The sequence below is a fragment of the Herbaspirillum sp. GW822-FHT03A08 genome, from assembly GCF_058801885.1.
The window spans coordinates 209793-232895 of record NZ_JBXANR010000006.1; the positions used below are offsets into that span (position 1 = coordinate 209793).

17 protein-coding genes are annotated in these 23103 nt (G+C 61.0%); 9 read left to right on the plus strand and 8 right to left on the minus strand.

Features of this window, described 5'->3' with window-relative positions:
* The first annotated feature begins 152 nt into the window (after window positions 1-152).
* The 3 genes from AC1RN6_RS19560 (at window position 153) to AC1RN6_RS19570 (ending at window position 4495) form a co-directional block, all read left to right on the plus strand.
* Window positions 153-1112 (plus strand): LysR family transcriptional regulator, encoded by a 960-nt coding sequence (locus AC1RN6_RS19560; RefSeq protein ID WP_493007088.1) that lies wholly within the window; start codon window positions 153-155, stop codon window positions 1110-1112.
* Window positions 1113-1196: 84 nt separating this feature from the next.
* Window positions 1197-2843: an EAL domain-containing protein gene (locus tag AC1RN6_RS19565; RefSeq protein ID WP_493007089.1), complete on the plus strand. Its 1647-nt coding sequence runs from the start codon at window positions 1197-1199 to the stop codon at window positions 2841-2843.
* Between the two features lie 287 nt (window positions 2844-3130).
* Window positions 3131-4495, plus strand: coding sequence for an MFS transporter (locus AC1RN6_RS19570; protein WP_493007090.1), 1365 nt, complete (start codon window positions 3131-3133; stop codon window positions 4493-4495).
* A gap of 43 nt (window positions 4496-4538) precedes the next feature.
* Here the strand turns inward: AC1RN6_RS19570 and AC1RN6_RS19575 are convergent, their stop codons facing one another.
* The 3 genes from AC1RN6_RS19575 to AC1RN6_RS19585 all read right to left on the minus strand — a co-directional run bounded on the left by AC1RN6_RS19575 (window position 4539) and on the right by AC1RN6_RS19585 (window position 7266).
* Window positions 4539-5315: a hypothetical protein gene (locus tag AC1RN6_RS19575; RefSeq protein ID WP_493007091.1), complete on the minus strand. Its 777-nt coding sequence runs from the start codon at window positions 5313-5315 to the stop codon at window positions 4539-4541.
* A gap of 1 nt (window position 5316) precedes the next feature.
* Window positions 5317-6237, minus strand: a complete 921-nt coding sequence (locus tag AC1RN6_RS19580) for a HipA domain-containing protein (RefSeq protein ID WP_493007092.1) — start codon at window positions 6235-6237, stop codon at window positions 5317-5319.
* 123 nt (window positions 6238-6360) lie between these two features.
* Complete coding sequence (locus tag AC1RN6_RS19585) at window positions 6361-7266, minus strand: LysR family transcriptional regulator (RefSeq protein WP_493007093.1); 906 nt, start codon at window positions 7264-7266, stop codon at window positions 6361-6363.
* Between the two features lie 136 nt (window positions 7267-7402).
* Here AC1RN6_RS19585 and mdlC point away from each other — a divergent pair, with 136 nt between their 5' ends.
* Both mdlC and AC1RN6_RS19595 read left to right on the plus strand, forming a co-directional pair.
* On the plus strand, window positions 7403-9064 hold the full coding sequence (mdlC, locus tag AC1RN6_RS19590; protein ID WP_493007094.1) for a benzoylformate decarboxylase: 1662 nt from the start codon (window positions 7403-7405) through the stop codon (window positions 9062-9064).
* 47 nt (window positions 9065-9111) lie between these two features.
* Window positions 9112-10563 (plus strand): aldehyde dehydrogenase, encoded by a 1452-nt coding sequence (locus AC1RN6_RS19595; protein WP_493007095.1) that lies wholly within the window; start codon window positions 9112-9114, stop codon window positions 10561-10563.
* Between the two features lie 139 nt (window positions 10564-10702).
* On the opposite strand, the gene AC1RN6_RS19600 is transcribed toward AC1RN6_RS19595, so the two are convergent.
* From AC1RN6_RS19600 to AC1RN6_RS19615, 4 genes are all read right to left on the minus strand, one after another.
* Window positions 10703-11248, minus strand: coding sequence for a hypothetical protein (locus AC1RN6_RS19600; RefSeq protein WP_493007096.1), 546 nt, complete (start codon window positions 11246-11248; stop codon window positions 10703-10705).
* A gap of 99 nt (window positions 11249-11347) precedes the next feature.
* The gene (locus AC1RN6_RS19605) at window positions 11348-11911 is read right to left on the minus strand and encodes a phage tail protein (RefSeq protein ID WP_493007097.1); all 564 of its coding nucleotides are present in this window, start codon (window positions 11909-11911) and stop codon (window positions 11348-11350) included.
* Window positions 11912-11937: 26 nt separating this feature from the next.
* The gene (locus AC1RN6_RS19610) at window positions 11938-12453 is read right to left on the minus strand and encodes a phage tail protein (protein WP_493007098.1); all 516 of its coding nucleotides are present in this window, start codon (window positions 12451-12453) and stop codon (window positions 11938-11940) included.
* 72 nt (window positions 12454-12525) lie between these two features.
* On the minus strand, window positions 12526-13071 hold the full coding sequence (locus AC1RN6_RS19615; protein ID WP_493007099.1) for a phage tail protein: 546 nt from the start codon (window positions 13069-13071) through the stop codon (window positions 12526-12528).
* A gap of 319 nt (window positions 13072-13390) precedes the next feature.
* On the opposite strand from AC1RN6_RS19615, the gene AC1RN6_RS19620 reads away from it, so the two are divergent.
* Entirely contained in the window at window positions 13391-13822 is a 432-nt protein-coding gene (locus tag AC1RN6_RS19620; protein ID WP_493007100.1) for a hypothetical protein, read from the plus strand.
* Window positions 13773-18857 carry a putative Ig domain-containing protein gene (locus AC1RN6_RS19625; RefSeq protein WP_493007101.1) on the plus strand — a complete coding sequence of 1695 codons (5085 nt, stop codon included), beginning with the start codon at window positions 13773-13775 and terminating at the stop codon, window positions 18855-18857. The genes AC1RN6_RS19620 and AC1RN6_RS19625 overlap by 50 nt, the downstream gene beginning before the upstream one ends.
* Before the next feature lie 81 nt (window positions 18858-18938).
* Here the strand turns inward: AC1RN6_RS19625 and AC1RN6_RS19630 are convergent, their stop codons facing one another.
* Complete coding sequence (locus AC1RN6_RS19630; RefSeq protein WP_493007103.1) at window positions 18939-20711, minus strand: sensor histidine kinase; 1773 nt, start codon at window positions 20709-20711, stop codon at window positions 18939-18941.
* A gap of 159 nt (window positions 20712-20870) precedes the next feature.
* Here AC1RN6_RS19630 and AC1RN6_RS19635 point away from each other — a divergent pair, with 159 nt between their 5' ends.
* Both AC1RN6_RS19635 and AC1RN6_RS19640 read left to right on the plus strand, forming a co-directional pair.
* Window positions 20871-21515, plus strand: a complete 645-nt coding sequence (locus AC1RN6_RS19635; protein ID WP_493007104.1) for a response regulator — start codon at window positions 20871-20873, stop codon at window positions 21513-21515.
* A gap of 112 nt (window positions 21516-21627) precedes the next feature.
* The gene (locus tag AC1RN6_RS19640; protein WP_493007105.1) at window positions 21628-23073 is read left to right on the plus strand and encodes a HupA family protein; all 1446 of its coding nucleotides are present in this window, start codon (window positions 21628-21630) and stop codon (window positions 23071-23073) included.
* The last annotated feature ends 30 nt before the right edge of the window (window positions 23074-23103 follow it).

The window sequence follows — 23103 nt, forward strand, 5'->3', positions numbered from 1 at the left end:
AAATGCTGGCTGGAGTGAATTTTCGGCGTTGGCGACAGGTTTTGCGATAGCATGAATGGCATTTCATAAGTGCCGAAATGTCATCAATTACATCGCCGGACATCGCTGACAATAAAGACCGGACACGGCCGGACATAACCAGGAGAACCCACATGAGCTTTGATGAACGTATCCTGAACGGCATGAGCGTGCTGGTCGCTATCGTCGATGGCGGCAGCTTTGCCGCGGCAGCCGACATTCTCAACATGTCTCCGCCGGGAGTGAGCCGCGCCGTCGCCCGGCTGGAGACGCGGCTCGGCATACGCCTGTTTGACCGCACCACGCGTTCGGTAACGCTGACCGACGAAGGCCGCCGCTTTTATGAACAGGTGCAGCCGCTGCTGGCCGGACTGGAAGACGCCGCCGCCAGCGCCTCCGAAGGTGTCAAAACCGTGCGCGGACGTTTGCGCATCAACATCGACCCCTTCTTTTCGCGGCTGTTGCTGGGGCCGCAGCTGGGCAACTTCCTCGATCGCCATCCGCAGCTGGAACTGGATCTGGTCACACGCGACCGTCTCGGCGACATGGTTGGCGACGGCTTCGACCTGGCGTTGCGCTTCGGCCATCCCAAGCCTTCGACGCTGGTGGCGCGCAAGCTGTTCGACTCGCGCATCATCACGGTGGCGGCGCCATCCTATCTCGAACGCCGCGGCCGGCCGGCAACGCCGCAGGATCTGGAGAACGGCCACGTCTGCATCCTGTTCCGCGAACCGGAAAGCGGCCGGCCGTTTTCATGGGAATTCCACCGCGGCCGCAAGAAGCTGGAACTGCATCCCACCGGCCAGCTCACGCTCAACGACGCCGGCACGCTGTGGAGCACCTGCCTGGCCGGCTATGGCATCGCACAGATGATGGATATCGGCTCGGAAGGCTTCCTCGCCGACGGCCGCATGGTCGACCTCTTTCCCGACTGGCCCGACGAGCGTTATCCGCTGTATGCGCTGTACCCGTCGCGCCATCACGTGCCGGCCAAGACGCGGGCGTTTCTGGATTTTCTTGCGGAGATCGGCGTCGCCGGCGCGGCCGCCTCTGCGCCCGCGAAGATTGTGGCAAAAAGCCGCCGCAACATGTAAAAACCGGGCCGGGTGCGATTTTTCTCATTACACTTGTCGGTACCGCTGCATTTCCTCCAGACCATAAGAATAGGGAGAAGCAACATGGACCGGTCCCGCGTCATCTTTGTCACCGTCTTGCTGGCCCTCGTCGGCGCTGCGCTGCCGCTGGTCATCATGCTGTACTTCTCGTGGTCGCGCGCGGTCAGCGAAGAACAGACCCGCCTCGCCCAGTATGCCCAGCAAGCCATCCTGCGCGCCAACATCTCCTTCAACGAAATCCGCTCGGCGCTGCACGCGATTGAGCCGCTCAACCTCAAGCCCTGCTCCGACGCGCACATCGCGCGCATGCGGCAACTCACCGTCAACACCCGTTCGATTGAAGAGATCGGCTACTTCCGCGACGGCAAGCTGCAATGCACCTCGTGGGGCCGCGCCGACAAATACGCCGAGCAGACGCCGGTCGATTTCGTCACAGCCGACGGACTGCAAATCACCCTGCGCATGACGCCGGCCATCAGCCAGGGCAATCCCATGATGGCGATTCAATACGGTGCGCACAATGTGCTGACGGTGCCGTCGCGCTTCGTTGACGTCATCGTTGATTCCGGCATCCAGCTGGCGACGGCGACCGAGCAGGGTTATGTACTGGGTGAACAGAACGGGCCCGACGCCATGGTGGTGCGCGACATCGTCGCCAATCCCGTCAACAGCGTCGACGACAACTATCTGATTGCCTCCGTGCGTGCATCCGGACTGATTGCCATCGCCATCGAACCGCGCAGCTACCTGTTCAAACGCTTGCGGCAGGAGCAACTTGTCCTGCTGCCGATCGGCGCCGTGATTGCGGCGCTCATCGTCGCTGCCATGGTCTGGGGCGTGCGGCGCCGGCTGTCGTCGCTGGGCGAACTCAGCGTCGCCATCAAGCGGCGAGAATTTGTCGTGCACTATCAGCCGATCGTCGAACTGCGCACCGGCCTGTGCGTCGGCGCCGAAGCGCTGGTGCGCTGGCAGCGCGCCGACGGCAGCATGGTGCGGCCCGACCTGTTCATCCCGCTGGCGGAAGAAAGCGGCCTGATCCTGCCCATCACCGACCAGGTCATCGACAACGTCGTCAAAGACCTCAGCCGTTTGCTGATCGAAGACCGCAACATCCACATCGCCATCAACCTCAGCGCCGACGACATCAAGACCGGGCGGGCGCTGACCTCGGTGCAGGCGGCGTTAAAAAATACGGGGATCGAACCGCAGCAAATCTGGCTGGAAGCCACCGAGCGCGGCTTCATGGACATCAACTCTGCGCGCGTCACTCTGACCAGCGCGCGCGCCGCCGGGCACGCCGTCGCCATCGACGACTTCGGCACCGGTTATTCCAGCCTGTCCTATCTGCAGAGCCTGCCGCTGGATTCACTCAAGATCGACAAGTCCTTCATCGACACCATCGGCACCGACTCGGCCACCAGCAGCGTGACGCCGCACATCATCGGCATGGCCAAAACACTCAAGCTGAAGATTGTCGCCGAAGGTGTGGAAACGCAGGAACAGGCCGACTACCTGCGCAAGCACGAGGTCGAATTCGTACAAGGCTGGCTCTACGCCAAGGCGATGCCGGCAACCGAATTCATCGCCTACTACCGGCACAATCTTGCCCGGCATCAAGGTGAAACGGCCTCGCCGCTGCCCGCGCCTGCTGTCACGGCCGCGCCGCCGGAGCCGGTATCGCTCGGCGACGATCCGCCGACTTCCGGCTGATCGGGCGGCATCGCCATCAGCACGCATTCTCACTATGCCGGACAATAGACGCCGGCAGGCAAGTCATGCATCGCGGTAATGCCTTTTGCCCCAAAAGGTAATTCCAAATCAGGCAACCCTCTTCCATACTTGGCCGCACAAAAATCGCGTCGGCACGATCCGCGCGCGAGACACCTATAAAAATACCGACAAGAAATTCAAGGAGACAAGGCCATGCTGCAAGACAGAGTGGAAACACCCGGCGCTGCCGGCGCATTCCTTCATCATCCCCATCCGGAGACGGCAGCATGAGCGCCTCCATCGACATCGGCAAGACCCTCGACGACGGCGTCTTCACCGCGATGCAAAAATTCGTGGTCTGCCTGGCCGCGCTGTCCATCGTCATGGACGGCTTCGACGGCCAGCTGATCGGCTTCGCGATTCCGGTGCTGATCAAGGAATGGGGCATCACCCGCAGCGCCTTCGCGCCGGCGGTCGCCGCCGGGCTGATCGGCATGGGCATCGGCAGCGCCTGCGCCGGATTGTTCGCCGACCGCTTCGGTCGCCGCTGGGCCATCATCGGCAGCGTACTGATCTTCGGCGCAGCCACCTGCGCCATCGGCCTCGCACCCGACGTGCTGACCATCGCCATCCTGCGCCTGATCGCCGGCTTCGGCATCGGCGGCGCCCTGCCCAGCTCCACCACCATGACGGCGGAATTCACACCGGCCAAACACCGCACCGTCGCCGTCACCGCCACCATCGTCTGCGTGCCGCTGGGCGGCATGCTGGCGGGCCTGTTCGCCGGCGCGGTGATGCCGCTGTACGGCTGGCGCGGTTTGTTCTTCATCGGCGGCGCGCTGCCGCTGGTGCTGGCCGTGCTGTTAATCCTCGCCCTGCCCGAATCGCCGCGCTACCTGGCACGCCGTGAACAACGCTGGCCCGAACTGCGCAAGCTGCTCGCGCGCATGGCCCGCAACGTCAACGCCGCCACCGGCTTCACCGACATGAGCGAACAGAAGGCAGAGCAGCGCCTGGGCTTCCGCGCCCTCTTCAGCGACGGCCGCGCACGCGACACCATCGCCATCTGGTGCGCCTTCTTCATGTGTCTGCTGGCGGTGTACAGCGCCTTCAGCTGGCTGCCTACCATGCTCGCCGCCGAAGGTCTCAACGTCGCCATCGCCGGGGCCGGTCTGACGGCATACAACTTAGGCGGCGTCATCGGCGCGCTGGTCTGCGCTGTCGCCATCACCCGCTACGGCTCACGCGGCCCGCTGCTCCTGTGCAGCATCGGCGGCGTCGCCAGCGCGCTACTGCTGCTGGGTGTGGACGCCTCGCACGCTACCGGCGTCTTCATCTTTGGATTGGGTCTGCACGGCCTGTTCGTCAACGCGGTGCAATCCACCATGTTCGCGCTGTGCGCCTACATCTACCCGACCGGAGTGCGCGCCACCGGCACCGCATCCGCCCTGGCCTTCGGCCGGCTCGGTGCGATTCTCAGTGCATTTGCGGGAGCGATAGTGATCACCGGCGCGGGAGCCAATGGCTATCTGGTGATGCTGGGGACGGCTATGGTGTTTGTGTTGGGGGCGTTGTTGGTGGTGCGGGGGCATATTCCTAAACTATTTAGTTCAGAAAATCCCATTGCTAAAGAAATATTAAGCGAAAGCTAAATTCGCTACACGGACCGCTGACGAGAAAGGTCCGTGTAATAAATTAATCAGTAATAGACAGAGAAATATCTTCCCATTTAATCGGCGATGAAGCATCAAATGCGTTGAAATCCTCGTTTCGACAAAATGGAATGTGATCTTTAGGAAACGTTCCCGATAGACGACACAATAGACGCATATTTAGAGGAGCATCGTGATTCACTCTACGCACATGAACCGTCAGCGTAGAAGGACTTGCTGCTAGAGCCATCTGAATGTCTTGTTCGTAATATCGCGGACAATATCCAAGAAAATTGATAGGGGCATCGGAACGCAAGGCCAATGCCAGTGGATCAAATTTATTCTGACAATCATGCATTACAAAAAGCGCATCGTCGGGCTGAAGTGCGTGCACACGTTCAATAGACTCTTTAGTCAAGTAAGCTAAACCTCGTGCAAAGAAATCAACTGTATATTTCCCATCCTCGGTGACAATCGGTAAAGGAAATAATTCGAGGGAATCCGTTCCTCGAATTCCTCCCGTTAAGCCGAGCATTGCCATAGGATCTTCTGGCAGCGAATCGAGTGCTAACCACTGTAGATAGTCTCGATATTCTGGACGCGACTTACTGATAATCCTATTGGAAAAAAGAGGGAATAAACGATTTGACTCGTAAACCGCATCAAGTTGATCCATTTTTCCAAACGTCTGAAATCCACCGGCACGAGCGGCACCCCGAGTATACGCAAATCGATACACATCTCCATCCTTGTCCAAACGTGCGACAGGGATCAGTTCTCGAGAATTTGGCTGTTGCCAAGCAACAAATAATGATTTCATTTCAAAGTTTTAAATCAAGCAGTCTTTGGCGATTGATATCCAGAAGACGAATTGTGAAGTCTCTTGCAGTGTGACTCATATAATCAGGCGGCATTAGATCAACGATAGATTTTATCTTGTCATGTGACACCTTTTCCAGCCGCTGCAACCACTGATGACCTGTCGCAGGCCGTTGTTTCCATGCAAAATGGAAAGCTTCGATCGTCAAAAAGGGATGTTTGGCATCTGGATTCCCGGGAAACAATGCCGATTTTGCCGTTAACGCGTACTTATCAACACTAGCGCCCTTGTCCTTCGTTGTAAGTCTCTGAAGACGCTTTGCATCTGACTCATTGCGAGCGAGACTCGAACCGTGATCATAGGATGGTGCAAGATAGAAATTGGAATTTTCATTGCGAATGATCCCCCAATTTTCTGAATGTCTGTCCTGATTGGCAATCCACGTATCAAACATAAGATAACCGATAAATACATCTAGCGCTGAAGCAATTTCGTCCGTCGGAACAAAGTCAAGCGGAGGAGAAACTAGACCACTACTACTTGCGCGCTTCAGGAAGCCGATAACGGTTGGAGCTGTGTGACTTCGTTGCGCATAGTGCTGCAGCCCATCACCTTCACCTGAAGTGACTCTTGCCAACAATTCATTGCCATGAATCAGTCTTTGTCCTGTCTGAATTAAATTGGGCGAAATTACACCAGCTTTATCGCGCCAATTTGCTAACTCATAATATGCATGAGGCATATCAATGGTCTGCGCTAATTCGCATGCTAACTTCTCGGCCCAGTTTTCCCCTGTTCCCGGTCGCCCCTCCTTGAACAGTGTTCTACCAAGCTGCTCGTCTTCATACCAGAACTTGAACTTTGTCCCCATTTGCTCGGAAATTTCGGCCGCGTCGTCAGGTACTGTGATCGTGGTGTACATACCAACCTTTAATAAACACCTCTAGATGAAACGCTTACTGATTGTAGGATAGATCGTTCATTGAACATTCTTTGTTTCAGTATTAACGTAAGTATTTGAAGAACAAGATCGTCAACTATATCGCTAACCCCGCACCGTCAACACCCTCAACTCCTCCAACAACCTAACCGCCGGCCCCGGCAAAATCCCGTGCCTCCGGCGAAACGCAGTCAGCGTTCTCGTCCCCGTCGCGCCTTCAATCTCCAGCGCGGTAATCAACTGCGCCTTGCGGTCCACTTCGAACATCGGGGCGGGCATCCAGCTCAGGAATCCTGAGCGTGTCACCAGACTCTTCAGCACCATGACCGAGCGCGTCTCTACCGCGCTGTCGGGCATGGGCAGGCCGTGGTTGTGGAAGACTTGCTGCATCTGCTCGTAGGGGCCGGTGCCTTGCGGCGGGAGCGCCCAGGGTTGCGAGAGGGTGTCGATGAGGGCGAGCTTTTTTTTGCTGCGCAGCGGGTGATCGGCGGCGGCGACGACGTAGCTGGTGTCTTCCCAGCGGCAGTCGCCGATGGCGCAGATATCCTCGGTATCGTCGACGGCCATGCCAAGGGCGAGGTCGACTTCGTGGGTGATGAGGGCGTCGGTGAGTCGGTCCCACACGCCTTCGATGACTTGCACTTGCAGGGTGGGATGCTTCTTGAGGACTTCGCCGATGGCCAGCGGCAGGACCATGCTGGCGATGCTGCCGACGGCGCCGACGCGGATGGTGCCTTTGACGAGGCCGCGCATGGCGTCGATCTCTTCGGCGGCGTGTTGGGCTTCGCGCAGCAAGAGCGTGGCGTGCGGCAACAGGGCCTTGCCGATGGCGGTGAGTTGCATGCCTTTGGAGTGGCGTTCGAAGAGCGGCGCGCCGACTTGTTCTTCGAGGCGCTTGATGGTGCGGCTCAGCGCCGGCTGCGTGACGTGCAGGGCATCGGCGCTGCGGCCGAGACTGCCGGTGGCGACGATGGTGGTGAAAGCGGTGAGCTGGCGCAGATCGAAAGTCATGCGAAAGAGTAATGTCTTTTATCCCAAAAGGCAATTTCAAAACAAGGCTTGGGCTTTCATACTTGCTGCAGCTGTCATGCGGCCGGACTACGCTTCATGACACCGCAATCCCTACATTGAATACAGGAGAATCAGGGTGAGTACTTCCCAATCCACGCACACCGCTGCGGCGACATCAAGCACATCGTCTTCCGCCACGCCGTCTTCAACCATCACTGTGCGCGACGCCGTGCTGGATTTCATGCGGCGGGTCGGCATGACCTCGGTGTTCGGCAATCCGGGTTCGACCGAGCTGCCGATGTTCCGCGATTTCCCGGAAGATTTCCGCTACGTGCTGGGCTTGCAGGAGGCGGTGGTGGTGGGCATGGCCGACGGCTACGCGCAGGCCACGCGCAATGCGGCGATGGTGAACCTGCATTCGGCGGCGGGCGTGGGCAATGCGATGGGCAACATCTTCACGGCCTTCAAGAACCGCACGCCGATGGTGATCACGGCGGGTCAGCAGGCGCGTTCTATTCTGCCGTTCGACCCTTTCCTCTTTTCTGCGCAGGCGACCGAGTTGCCCAAGCCCTACGTGAAATGGAGCGTGGAGCCGGCGCGCGCGGCCGACGTGCCGCTGGCGATTGCACGCGCGTATTACATCGCAATGATGCCGCCGCGCGGGCCGGTGCTGGTGTCGATTCCGGCGGACGACTGGGATCAGCCGGCGGAGTTGCTGGCGCCGCGCACGGTGAGCACCGAGCTGCGCGCCGAGCCTTTTGTGCTGGACCAGATCGGCGCGATGCTGGACGCGAGCAAACGCCCTGCTTTCGTGGTCGGCGCGGCGGTGGATCGCGACAATGCCTGGGACGCGGTGGTGCAGCTGGCCGAGCGCCACAACGCGCGCGTGTTTGCAGCGCCGATGTCGGGGCGCTGCAGCTTTCCGGAAGACCATCGCTTGTTCGCCGGTTTCTTGCCGGCGATGCGCGAAAAGATCGTCGGCCTGCTCGACGGTCACGATTGCATCTTCGCACTCGGTGCGCCGGCGTTTACGTATCACGTGGAAGGCAACGGGCCGCATCTGCCGCAAGGTGCGGCGCTGTGCCAGCTGACCGATGATCCGACCACGGCGGCGTGGACGCCGTCGGGCACGGCGGCAGTCGGCAGCATTCGCCTGAGCGTGCTGGATCTGCTGGCGCGCGCAGCGCCGCCGGCGCGTGCGCTGCCTGCACCGCGCGCGCTGCGTCCACGTGCGGAGCCGACCTCGCCGCTGTCTGTGGCGTATGTGATGCAGACGCTGACTGAGTTGCGCAAGCCGTCCGACATCATCGTGGAAGAGGCGCCGAGCGCGCGCTCAGTGATGCAGAACTATCTGCCGATCACGCAGAGCGCGGGATTTTTTACGATGGACAGCGGCGGATTGGGCTACGGCATGCCGGCGGCCCTGGGTGTTGCACTCGGGGTCGCATCCACTAAGCCCGATGCTCGTATCATAGGAATCTTCGGCGACGGCTCCAGCATGTATTCGATCCAGTCGCTGTGGAGCGCGGCGCAAATGCAGTTGCCGATCACCTTTGTGATCCTCAACAACGGCCGCTACGCCGCGCTGCAGGATTTTGCGCCGGTGTTCGGCTTCAGCGCGACGGATGTGGTGCAAGGCACCGAGCTGCCGGCGATCGATTTTGTCGGGCTGGCGCAGGCCCAGGGTTGCACCGCGCTGCGCGTGGCCGATGCGTCGGCCTTGCGCGATGCCCTGCAGATGGCGTTGAGCCGCAAGGATACGCACAAGCCGATGCTGATCGACGTGGAAGTCGCATAGGCAAGGTCCCGACGAACAACGCAACGAATAACTGAATGGAGACAACGATGAACAAGATAGCCATGCTGATCGGCGGCGAACCAACCCAGGCCAGAAACGGCGCGACCTTTGAGCGGCGCAACCCGCTCGACGGCGCAGTCGCCACCATCGCACCGGCAGCCGGCGTGGCCGATGCGGTACAGGCGGTGGAAGCAGCGGCGGCGGCTTTTCCGGCATGGGCGGCGACCGGTCCCGGTGAACGCCGCGCCTTGCTGATGAAGGCGGCGCACGCGCTGGAAGCGAAGGCCGATGCCTTCGTGCAGGCGATGGCGAGCGAGACCGGCGCGTCAGCGATCTGGGCCGGTTTCAACGTGCACCTGGCGGCCAATACCTTGCTCGAAGCCGCATCGCTGACGACGCAGATCAGCGGCGAAGTGATTCCTTCCGACCTGCCCGGCAACCTGGCGATGGCGGTGCGCCAGCCGGCCGGCGTGGTGCTCGGCATGGCGCCATGGAATGCACCGATCATCCTCGGCGTGCGCGCGATTGCCGTGCCGCTGGCTTGCGGCAATACGGTGGTGCTCAAGGGATCGGAGTTGTGCCCGGCCACGCACGGCCTGATCATCGAAGCCTTGCAGGAAGCCGGCCTGCCCAGGGGCGTGGTCAACTTCGTCACCAATGCGCCGGCCGATGCCGCCGCCGTGGTGGAAGCGATGATCGCGAACAAGGCGGTGCGCCGCGTCAACTTCACCGGCTCGACGCATGTCGGCAAGATAATCGCCATGCTGTGCGCGAAATATCTCAAACCCGTGGTGCTGGAGTTGGGCGGCAAGGCGCCGGCGCTGGTGCTGGACGACGCCGACCTGGAGGTCGCGGTCAACGGCGTGGCCTTCGGCGCCTTCGCCAACTCGGGCCAGATCTGCATGTCGACGGAACGCATCATCGTCGACAACAAGATCGCCGACGACTTCGTCACGCGCCTGGCGGCCAAGGCATCGAGCCTGCCGCTGGGCGATCCACGCCAGGGGCCGGTGGTGCTCGGCTCGGTAGTCGATCAAAAGACCGTCGAGCGCTGCAACGCGTTGATCGACGATGCGCTGGCCAAGGGTGCAAAACTGGTGTGCGGCGGCAAGGCCGACTCGACATTGATCCCGGCGACGCTGCTGGACCATGTGACGCCGGCGATGAACATCTACAGCGAAGAGTCCTTCGGCCCGGTCAAGGGCATCGTGCGCGTGGACGGCGAAGACGCGGCGATCGCCTGCGCCAACGACAACGACTACGGCTTGTCGTCGGCGGTGTTCAGCCAAGATACGGCGCGCGCCCTGCGTGTGGCGGCACGGATTGAATCGGGAATCTGCCACATCAACGGCGCGACCGTGCACGACGAACCGCAGATGCCGTTCGGCGGCGTCAAGAGCAGCGGCATCGGTCGCTTCGGCGGCAGGGCGGGGATCGAGGCGTTTACCGATTTGCGCTGGGTGACGGTGCAGACGTCGGCGCGGGCTTATCCGTTTTAATTTATTTCAAGAGAGTCTGGGCTGGCTTGCCGATAGGCTTCGGCAAGCCGCTGAAACGACCTGCACAGAGTTGCCTGGCTTACCGCTTCTGAGCATGTGCAGAAGGAGGCATTGCGCAGAACGTCTCTGCGCCGGTACGCTAAGCAGATTCTTTCATGGACTCGGGTAGTCGATCAAAATACTCTTTCATCATGAAGTCACCGATGACGACGCCCGCTGCCAGCAAGAGATGTCCATCCGGACTGTTATTCCAAGGTCGATCTGTTGCAATGGCATGCACGCCTCCCGGGGCCAGCCCCTTTGCGATCGCCGTAATGATGAGCGCAATCCCATCCTTGTCTACCAATTGCATGCCGACACGCAATCGACTTGCCCGGATGTATTTCCCATTCGGCAATAGAAAGCACGTGTCGTGCATGCTGGCAATCCAGGACTGATCCATGGAAATATTCAGGATATCAATCCCCTCGTACGAGGTTCCGCTGCTAAATCCAACCGTGGCAGCCTCCCATGCAAGTCGCAGCTTTCCTTCGGCTGAACTGACAGACGCCGTGAGCACCCGATCCCCGCTCCAGAGGTCGGAAATCGCCCTTTCTCCATTTGGTGTAGCAATGGGGGTCGGGCTTGCGACGGCGCTTAGATTCTTGTCTGCACCAGGCAGAGCATCGTCCAAATTGGATTCCATTTTTTCTCTCTTCCCGTCCTGACGAGGGACACAAATCCGCACAGCGGCGGCAGCCAACGCCAATCAAAAATTCAACGACTCGCCGATAAGCAGCAAGACTCAGTCAAACGTTGGATACACACCTTCCCCACCGGCGGACTGAGTCAAGATGTAGTACGCCAGCGCGCCGAACGGCTGGCGGTTTTCGTGTGCATCGGTTCCGCCTTCGAGCTTGCCGAGCGTATCCGCCATTTTTGAATCACTCGCGCTCTTGGAAAAAATCTTCGAATCCGGCAGCGCCAGGCTGTGACCGGCAACGGGGATGCTCGTCCGGTTATCGATCTCCTGGCCGGAGGTCGGATCAGTGGTCTTGGGGATACTGAAAAAATTCAGCCCGTGACTATGCGCCGGCGTTTGCTCTGTCGCCAGCTTCACGTTGTTGGTGCCGAATGTGTCACCCATTCGCCGCGCCGTCGTTCCGATTCCCTGGCCCTGACCGCAGACTGCGCGCCCCATCAGATTAGGCAGTTGAAACTGCCTGACGCCGTCGCCGCCATAGGAGTTGCCGATCAGGGAAAACAAGGGTGTATAGCTATTGACCGGAAGTGATGCACCATTGCAAAGCGCCCATCCCGGAGGGGCGTAGCCGAAACCAAAAATTTGAATTTCACCGATGAATGCCATGTTGCGATGCTCCTGTATTGGTGTTCTTAATCTCGGGAAGGGAAAAATCCCCGGGCGCAGATGCAATACGACAGCGTCACGGTCGGCATCATATTTTCATGCGGCTGGGAACCGCCGACAACGGACGTTGTGGCGTCGGCAGTCGCAGCAGACGCTGCGCTGCCAATTTTTTCCGGCGCGACATAGAGATTGTCTCCGACAGATTTGCCCAGGATGTTGCCATCAGGTTGCACACTGTCAGCCGAGTCGGCGCTTACCTCGAACGAATGGGTATGGGCGGGGATATGGGTGACTTGCAGCGTCACTGTTTCGCTCCCGCCTCTGGCACCCAGATAGCGGTTGGTCATGGGGCCTGACCGGTCCCGACCCTGCCCCTGATGTACCGGCACACGCCCGCGCAGATCGGGCAAGACGAAGGTTTCGGCGCCGTCGCCGCCATAGGTGGTGCCGATCAGCGTGAACAAGGCATCGTAGTCGGCAATTCTTTTGGTGCTGCCGTCGCACAAGAGCCAATCGGTCGGCACGCGGCCGAAGGCGAACATGCGAACTTCTCCAATCATGGGGCTAGGCATGGTAGGTAGTCCTGTCTGAAAAGTAGTGAGGGCGAAAGTAAATCAGGTGCGGGAAGGGAAAACACCCTTGAGCGCAATGCAGAAGCTGAGCACCTGATACGGTTGCATGTTGTCGTGGGCGGCGCCGGCGCCGCGACTGCTGACGGCGTTTGCGGCGAGTTGCACTTTCGCGGAGGAAGCGGCGTTGCGATAGATTTTTTTATCGGAGCTGACGCCAAGTAAATTGTTGATGGGCGTACGCAACTCGCTGGCGCCGGCCTTGACGACATTGATGTTGTCGTGTCTGTGGGCAGGCAGTTGCGTAGCTGTCAGCGCCACTGTTTCTGCACCGTCGAGCGTACCGATGTCATACGGCGACGGTTGCCATACGGCGTCGACCGAGGTCCCGGCGCCGACCGGCGTTCTGCCACGCAGATCGGGCAAGGCGAAAGTACGGATGCCGTCGCCGCCGTAACGCGTGCCGAGTAGCGCAAACAATCCCTGATAGACATTGATCGGCATGAGTTGTCCATTGCAAAGAGCAAAGTCTTTCGGCACGAAACCGAAAGCGGTCGTGACGATTTGCCCCAGATAGTATTCGCCATCCATTCTTTTCTTCTCCCTTAGCTGTATCGCTGCCGCATCGCGACCTCAGCTTCAGAGGGCGTGGATGCCGCAATCGCGTGAAAAACATTCCCAGTAGGACGAGGAGCAGTCGCTGCACCGGGCCTTTGTTGCTCTCGTTGTTATCGCCGGATGTTGAGATTTCTTAAAATTTTCGCAAAGCATATGGACCGCAGATTCAAGCGTCAAGCGTAATTTTCGCAAGTTAATTTTTATGTAATTTTTCTCCTTTTTTTCTTTAAAAAGTGAGATGTGCGGTCAAGTCCGCCTGCAAAACGGGGATAGAATCGCGTGCGGAAACAAGGTGAATAAAACGCCGGTACGGCCGCGCTACAAAGATTACAGAGAGCGGCAGGAGTCATGTCATGGGGCGGTCATATTGGTGACGCCGGGCGAGATTCCGTCACGCCATCGCAACAGCAGTGCATTAAATAAAAAATCAGAGAGCGTGTCTTGTGCCGCCCTCACGACATCCGCGGATACCGTCGTCATCCCTGCAGTGAGCAGCGGTGACGATCTCGCACGGCAGATATCCGCTTCAAAAGAAATCGCACGATCATCCAGGGGGATGCATGTTTCAAGCCAGCACGCACGGCGTCGCAAATCGCTTTTCTTCGTCGATATCGACATCATTATTGTCATGGCGATGCGGGTGCGTCACGGTAAAGTCGCTACGGTCAATCGGCATGGCATTGATGACGACGCTGGTGCTGATGATGCTGGCGGGCTGGCTTAGTCCCTCCTTTGCCCAGGGCGTTTCTCCCTGCGGACCATTCAACGCTAACGTTGCTTCCGGTCAGCAGGTTCAGATTACCTACAATATCGGAGGCTGTTCGTTCGGAGGCTGGAATGGCGTCGACACGCCTCCCACGAATGGCACCATCCTCGGAAACAATGCGGCGGGCGACACTAACAGCTACATTACCTATTCCAACAACGGCAACGGCCAGCTATCGGACTCCTTTAAGGCGAGGGACTCCAGCAACAAGATCATGACTTTCAATATCACGGTGGCCGCGCCGGTATCGCCGCTGGTAGTTTCTCCGGCGGCTTCCAGCAATCCGACCGTCGGGCAAACCTTCTCTCAGCAGATGAGCACCAGCGGCGGCACCGGCCCGTATACGTATGCGCTCCTTGCCGGTTCGCTGCCGGCCGGGATCACTCTTAATTCCTCCGGTACTTTCGGCGGCTCCCCGACCGCCGCGGGCACTTACAATTTTTCAGTAAAGGTCACCGACTCCGCGGCCACCCCGAATACCATCACCAAGCCATACCAGATGATCGTCGGCGCAGCGACACTCAGCGTTTCGCCGGGGACAGTGCCAAACGGGATGGTCGGTGTCCCGTATAGCCAGCAACTGACCACCAGCGGCGGTATTGCGCCGTACACCTATACGTTGGACACGGGGTTCGCCGCACTGCCCTCGGGACTGCAACTAGACAACGGCTTGATCCATGGCACACCGACAACTGCAGCCACAAGCACCTTCAGATTTACAGTGAGCGACAGCACCGCCGGCACGGCGGCAACTACGACGCCCACCTATACCATCACCATCGACCCCGCACCACCGCCGCCGGTGGCCGGCCCTGTCAGCCTGCCGGTGACTTACAACAGCAGCCTCAACCCGGTAACGCTGTCGCTCAGCGGCGGCACGGCAACGTCGGTGGCTATCGGCACCGCGCCGTTGCACGGCTCCACAAGCATCAGCAGCGGCACCACGATCAAGTACACGCCAACCACCGGCTATAACGGCCCTGATTCCTTTACCTATACGGCGACCAACGCAGGCGGTACGTCTGCCCCGGCGACGGTGAGCGTCACGATGACGGCGCCGACGGTGGCGCTGGGGTTGCCAGCCAGCGCCACGCTCAATGCGACGGGAGGATCGGCGTTCAGCCAGACGTTTACCGCCAACGGCGGCACGGGTCCTTATACCTATAATCAGACCGGCACGCTGCCCACTGGAATGAGCTTTAATGCCGGCACGGCAACGTTGTCGGGAACGCCGACGCAGACCGGCAGTTTCGCCATCACGGTGAGCGCGACCGACAGTTCCACCGGCACCGCGGTCACCGGTTCGCGCAACTACACGCTGAATGTGACGGCGCCGGCGATTACGGTGTCGATCGGTGCGGCCACGCTGCAACGTGGTGTTGCCACCACCCTGCAGGCGACGGCCAGCGGCGGCAATGGCACGTACACGTATGCGGTCACCGGCGGTGCGCTGCCGGCAGGTCTGAATCTGACCGCCGCCACGGGCGCCATTGCCGGTACGCCTTCCGCTGCCGGCCCGTATTCCTTCACGCTCACTGCCACCGACGGCAATGGCTTCACCGGCGCGCAAGGATTCGCCGGCAACGTCGGCGCGGGCGCACCGATCGTTTCTTCCAGCAGCGCGACGGTCGCCTACAATGCCGGCAGCAGCAGCTACACGATTCCCACTTCCGCCACAGGCGGCACGCCGTCTTCGCTGACGGTAACCGGCGCGCCGGCACACGGCTTGGTCAGCGTGCTGAGCGTTTCAGCGTTCAGCTATACGCCGACCACCGGTTATGCCGGCACCGATTCGTTCACCTATACCGCGACCAATGCGGTCGGAACATCAGGAACGGCGACCGTGACGATCACGGTCAGTCCGCCCACGCTGTCGCTGTCACCCACTTCCGTGGCGCTGACCGCCGCGGTCGGTACGCCGTATTCCCAAACATTCTCCGCCAGCGGCGGCGTACCGGCTTATGTGTACGCCCAGACCGGCAGTTTGCCGACCGGGCTGAGCTTCACTGCCGGAACGGCAACGCTGTCGGGGACACCGACCCAGAGCGGGTCATTTACCTTCACGATCACCGTATTGCATGACGGCTCTACCGGTACCGGCATTCCCTTCACAACCTCGCGTACGTACACGTTGACAGTCGGCGCACCGACGCTGGGCATCTCGCCGTCTTCGCTGACCCAGCCTCAGGTGGGCATCAGCTACTCGCAGCAGTTGTCGACGTCCGGCGGCATCTCGCCATACAGCTATTCGGTAACGGGTGGTGCGGTGCCGACCGGTTTGAATTTGACGAACACGGGCCTGATCGCCGGTACACCGACGACTGCCGGAGCCTATAGCTTCTCGGTGACATCGACCGACAGCGCCAGCTTCAGCACCACAACCAGTTACAGCGGTACCGTCGGCGCCGGTAAGCCGGTGACTGCCAACAGCAGTGCGACGGTCGGCTACAGCAGCAGCAATAACAGCATCACGGCAACGATTGCCGGCGGCGCCCCGACTTCCTTAAGCGTCACCACGGCGGCGGCGCACGGTACGGTGTCGCCTTCCGGCGTGAATACGTTCACCTACACGCCGACGGCCGGTTATAGCGGCACGGATACCTTCAGCTATACGGCGACCAACGCAGTCGGCACCTCGAACGTGGCGACCATCACCATCACTGTCGGTGCGCCGACTGTCGTGATTACACCATCGGCGGGATGGGCTGCGACGCAAGGCGCGAGCTACACCCAGACGCTGACCTGGAGCGGCGGCACTGCGCCCTACAACGCCATCACCGTGACCGGTCTGCCGACGGGATTGACCTTCGCCTCGACCGCGACCACTGCGACGATCTCGGGTACGCCGACGCAAACAGGCAGCTTCTCCGTAACGGCATCGGCGACTGACAGCAGCACGCCGACGCCGGTCACCAAGGCGCAGACTTTCACGCTGACCGTCAGCGCCGGTGTTCCGGTTGCGGTGGCCGACAGCAGCAACACGATGGCGAATCAGGCGGTGACGATTCCGGTCACGGCCAACGATACCGGCGCCATCACCTCTGTATCGACAGGCTCCGCACCGGCGCACGGCACAGCCGTCGTCAACGGTCTGAACGTGCTCTACACGCCCGTCGCCAACTATGTCGGCAGCGACAGCTTCACCTACACCGTCACCGGGCCTGGCGGTACGTCCGCGCCTGCCACGGTAACCGTCACAGTAACGTCGCCGGGCGCACCGACTTCGGCGGCGCAGACCGCCACCGTGCAACCGGGACAATCCATTACGCTGCATGTCGGGGCAGTCGCAGCCAACGGTCCAGTCACCGGTGTAACGATTGTGAGCACGCCTACTTCCGGCACCGCTATCGTCAGCGGCACCGATATCGTCTATACCGCGGCGGCGGGATCCAGCGGCAACGTACAGTTCACCTATACGCTGTCAAACGTATTTGGCACATCGTCGCCGGTAACGGCAATCGTTACTGTCGGTTCGGTCGCGGTTGCTGCCAATCAGAGTGCTGCCGGCGCCGCTGCTTCGACCGTCGTTGTCAACCTGATGACAGGCGCTACCGGCGGACCATTTACTGCCGCCACACTCGGCGCGATGACACCTGACAACGCCGGCACTGCGGCCATCGTCAACGTAGGCGCTGCTGGCAGCCCGTCCTATCAGCTACGCTTCGCTGCCGCGACCGCGTTTGCCGGTACTGTGACGATCCGCTATACCCTGAGCAACGCGAGCGTGACGTCCGCAACGGCGACGGTGAGCATTACCATTGCGGCACGCACCAACGCTGCGAGCGATCCCCAGGTCAAAGGACTGGTTGCAGCCGGAGCGCAAACGGTCGCGCGCTTCTCCACCGCGCAGCTGGGCAACTTCAGCCGCCGTCTGGAAGCCCTGCATGGCGACGGCTGGGCGCGGTCGAGTTTCGGATTGGGATTCGCGCAACCGGTTGCACCGGTCAAGCCGCTGCTGGCGCAATGGAGCGATGACGAAGCCGATCGCGTGGTCGGCTCGCCCTTGCAGGCGGGTATGCGCAAAGTCGGCTGGCCGTTGCTGAGCCAGGCCGACAAGTCCGGCGCAAAATCCGACGCCACGCCGCTCGCTGCCGATGGCAAAGACCTTGCCGCGTTGCCTGATCTGCCGAACAAGACCACCAATAACGCGAAGCAGGAATTGTCGCTGTGGATCGCCGGCACGGTCGACTTCGGCCAGCGCAATGCCAACGGCCAGCAGGAAGGCTTCCGCTTCTCCACCGACGGCATCAGCATGGGCGCCGACTATCGCCTCAGCGATCAGCTCACCATCGGCATCGGCACCGGCTATAGCCGCGACCGCAGCGATATCGGCGATAACGGCAGCAAGAGCATCGGCCAGAGCGTGGTCGGCACGGTCTACGGCAGCCTGCGGCCGACGCCGAACATCTTCATCGACGGCTTGATCGGCTTCGGCGCCATCAATTTCGATTCGACGCGCTATGTGACGACCGACGCCAGCTTCGCCACCGGCCAACGCAGCGGCAGCCAGACCTTTGTGGCGCTGTCGAGCGGCTATGAGTTCCGCGGCCAGAGTTGGATGTGGTCGCCTTACGGCAAGGTCGATCTGTCCTCCACGACGCTGGGGCAATACACCGAGTCGGCTACCGGCGTCAATGCACTGACGTACTTCAAACAGCGCGTGCGCACCAGCAGCGGCACGCTGGGCTTGCGCACCGAAGGCCAGTACCTGACTCGCGCAGGCATGTGGTCACCGCGTGGACGTATTGAATACCGCCGCCAATTCTCCGGCGCCGGCGAAGCGGGTATTTCCTATGCCGACCTGGCATCGTCGGGTCCGGCTTACGTGATCCGTTCGGACGACAGCTTCACCGGCAATTGGACCGCGGGCATCGGCACCCGCCTGCTGCTGTCGAACGGCATGTCGCTGATGTTCGACTACAGCAGCAATCTGAATGTCGGACAGGGACGGTATTCGTCGGTGCTGCTGGGGATCAATGTGCCCTTGCGTTAAAACGGGATGAGATGGCGGGCAAGCTGGCCGCCGCCTCACTCGATTGCCTTAATTTGTCCGGATTCCGCACCTGCATGCAGCTCACTTCTCTTGCGCGGCAGCCAGCAGTCGCGATATCGTCGCGCGCAATTGCGAAGGATCAAGCGGCTTGTGCAGCACCTGATAGCCGCTGGCGCTGGCCTGGCTGATGCCTTGCGGCGAGGTGTCGCCAGTGACGATGATGGCGGGCACGTCTGCGTTCAGCGCCCTGAGTACGGCGTTGATGACATCGATGCCTGTCACGTCGGCAGCCAACCGGAAATCGCTGACCACCAGATCCGGCCTGTGCCCGCCGCTCAGCATCGTCAGCGCCTGTTCCAGCGAACGCGCTGCCAGGACCTGATAGCCCCAGCTTTGCAACAGGATCTGCATGCTGTCGAGGACCTGCTGATCGTCGTCGACGACCAGCACCGTGCCGGTCTCGCCGATAAGGCTTGCAGGCAGGTCGGGAAGAGCGGATGCAGCGTCTGCCATGTCGGGATGGCGGCAGTACGGCAGGTGCAGGAAGAAACATGATCCCTTGCCGGGAACCGAGCGCAGGTCTACGCGCGTGCCGATCAGGCTGGCCGTACGCTGCACGATCGCCAGGCCGAGACCAAGCCCTTGCTCGCGATCGCGCGCGATATTGTGGATCTGATAGAACTCGCGAAAGATAGGCTCGAACTGATCGGCGGCGATGCCGATGCCGGTATCGAACACGCCGACCTCCAGCACATCGCCGCGGCGCCGGGACGCCAGCAGGATTCTTCCCTTTTCGGTATACCGCACGGCGTTCGAAAGCAGGTTGGCCAGGACATTGTGCAACAAGACGGGATCCGTATCGGTCCACGCCGATGTCGGCCTGACCTTAAGCGTCAGCCCCTTGACGGCGGCAGCCTGGGCGAATTGGTTGCCCAGCGTGGAAAAAATTTCTTGCAGGCTGAAGCGGCGCTTCTCAATCTGGACGACACCGGCGTCAAGGCGTGAGATATCCAGCAGCACGTTGAGCAATTGCGACATGCTGCTCAGCGCCGACTGCAGCCGGCCGGCGAGCATGTCGACCGTGCTGCGTTCGATGCGCGGCGCCTGGGCGACCGTACGCAGGGTGGCGATGTAAAGGCCGAGCGCATGCGCGGGTTGGCGCAAGTCGTGGCTGGCCGCGGCGAGAAACTGCGACTTGCTGCGATTGGCTTGTTCGGCACGATCCTTTTCTTCGGTAAGTTGGCGGATCAGCTCGACGTTCTCGAAACGCAGCGCGATGGCGTCGCGCACCGTGCGCTGCATCACGCGGCTGTACGCCAGGTTCACGCCTAGCAAGAACAGCGAGAGAACGCCAAGCACGGAGAACAGCGGCGTGCCGTGTACAAACGATCGGATCGCAAAGGGCAAAACGGTCGGCAAGGCATACACGTAGTAAGCCGGCCAGAAGGAAGACAACGAGGCGACCGAGCCGCCGGTCATCCCGGCCAGGACGATGCAGATGTACACCGTGATGACGGTATTGTCGGGCGCAAAGAATAACAGCCCGATTGCTCCCCACAGACAACCCGAGACCGCCGCCCAAGCAACATAGCGCCAGCAGCGCAGGGAAGTCGGCTGCCGCCCTGCAGGACCGCGCAGATCGCGCCAGACCATGATGATGCGCAGCACCGTGACCAGATAAATGGATGCCGCCCAACCCAGCAGCACGGCGTGTGCAAGCTGGCCCCACAGCAGGAATATGGTCAGGCTGACCACCATGATATTACCGAAGAAGATCGGCGGCGACTGGCGGTAGAGCGTATTGACCAGCTCCAGATAGACAGCCCGGTTTTGAGTGGGAAGCAGGCGCGGCATTATTATTTGCGATGGTTGACTGTCGTTGGTAGCCGGGCCCGCGAGAGCTGGCGGACTTGCCGGGCGTGATGATGGTTTATTGTAATATCGGCGTACTGCCGGCGTCAGCCGCCGGCCGGGGAAAAAGGCGCAACGCCTTGATAAAGGGACAACAAAGGCATGAAAAAGATTGTGCTCGCCGAAGACCACGCCATCATCCGCGACGGCCTGAAGCTGCTCATTTCCAGCAGGTCCAACCTGTGCGTGGTTGCAGACACCGGCGATGGCGGCGACGTCGAGCGGCTGCTGCGCGAGCATCAGGCCGACCTGCTGCTGCTCGATCTCGACCTGCCGGGTTGCCACGGCATCGAACTGACGCGCCGGATCAAGGAGTCTTCCGGTGCGTCCAATGCGGTGCGCGTGCTGATCCTCACCGCCAGCCCCGGCGCAGCTTCCGTCAAGGCAGCCTTCGAAGCGGGCGCAGACGGCTATGTGCTCAAGCACGAAAACGCCGAGGAACTGCTGTATGCCATCTCGCTGGTTCTCTCGGGCATCGTCTATCTGAGCAAAGGTCTCGGCGATTTTGCCGAGCGTCCGGATGGTCTTGGCCTGTCGGCACAGGCAACGGCGTCGATCACCGCACGCGAACAGGAAATCCTGGCGCTCATCGCACAGGGTGAATCCAGCAACGACATTGCGACCCGATTGAATCTTTCTGTCCTCACAGTACGTAAGCATCGCCAGAATCTTATGAGCAAGCTGTCGTTGCATAACGTGGCGGAAGTCACGGCTTATGCGTTACGCAGCAAGCTGCTTTCACCCTGAGGTTCTGCTCTAAATACTGCATATGCAGTATTTACCCCGGCGTAGCTGGCTCGTAACATGGTGCGCACAAAAAACATCATTGCGCGCCATCGCGTAGCTCCCAGGGGTCAGCATGCCATTCATTCGTCCGCCGGTCGCCCGGCCGCGTCAACACCGGAGCCGCACGCTCCCCATTGCTTCACTGATCGGCGCATCGTTGCTGCTGCCGCTGCTCGGCGTTGCAGGTGCGGCCCAGGCGCAAATGCCGCCGGGCGTCAGCGCGCTCAACATCGGCAGCATGGATCTGGAGACGGCTCTGCAGCAGGTGCAGCAGCAACGGACTCAGGTAGAAAAGCAACCGTCGTCTGAGAGCTCGGCCGCCAACCTTGCCTATGCAAACAAGCTCAGCGCCCAACTGACAACCTTGCGCCAGCAACTGCAACAGAATCCCCGGCCCACTGCAGAACAAAAGCAACAATTGGCGCAAGTGGAGCAAAGCCTGACCGCGCTCACAAAAGTGACACAAGCGCTGGCGCAGCCGGCGAAGCAGGGACAAGCGACGTCGACGCTGCAAGAGCAGCAGCAACTCTTGCAGCAGATCGCACAGTACGTGCAATCGACCCTGACGCAGTCGGGTAGTCCGGCAGGCAACCCGGCAAGCACCGAGACGCAGATCGAATCGAAGACCGGGTCTGAGACCAAGAGCGCGTCCGGCGGCGCCAAGACCACACCGTCCGAATCGGCCTCGCAGGAGATCGCCAAACCCGGCGTCGGCAAGTCGCCCGCCAAACCCGCCACGACCAAGGAAATCATGATGCATCTGGCAGCCGGTCAAGGCGACGGCGCCGCTCAGGCGCAAGCTGCGATACCGCCCGCCCCGACCGCTGCTGCGCGCACCGCGGATGCAACCCCTGTGGGCGGCGACGGCACCGGCACGGTGACGAGTTCCGGGCCCTCCGGCGCTGCAGCCGGCGCCGCCACTACCGGAGGCGTCGCGGGAATGTCGGTCGGCGCGGTGGCAGCCGGGACCTTGGGCATCACCTTGGCTGCCGCCGCGGCCGCGGTAGCGAGCAGCGAAGGCAGTTCCTCGGCAACGCAAAGCGCGCTGCAACAGCAACAGCAGCAGCAAGCCACCGCGGCCGCCACCGCCGCCACCGCCGCCCAGCAACAGGCCTTTGCCTATGTCACGGCCGGCCTGGTCACACCGTTGGTGAGTATCCCGACATCTTCGCGGGCGACCTACACCGGCCCTGTCAGCGGCACGCTCAATTCGGGCGCGAGCATCGGCGGAACCCTGTCGGCGTCGGTCGATTTTGGCGCCATCCGGAGCGGCGCGCCGAGCATCGCGGGCGGCATCACGTTCAACGGCAACCAGGGCAGCACGTCGTTCAACCTGACGCTGCTGGGCGGCTACGTCGGTGGCGGCATGTCGGGCACGTATGCGGGACAGAACGTCACCGGCTTCATCATGAACGGGCAATTCTTCGGGCCTGCGGCTGAACAACTCGCGGGCGCCTGGTCCATGCAGAACACCGGCGGTTCGCTGAGTGCAACCGGCACGTTCAAGGCCAAGCAATGACGCCGCTGCGCTGCCGGTGACGCCTCTCCG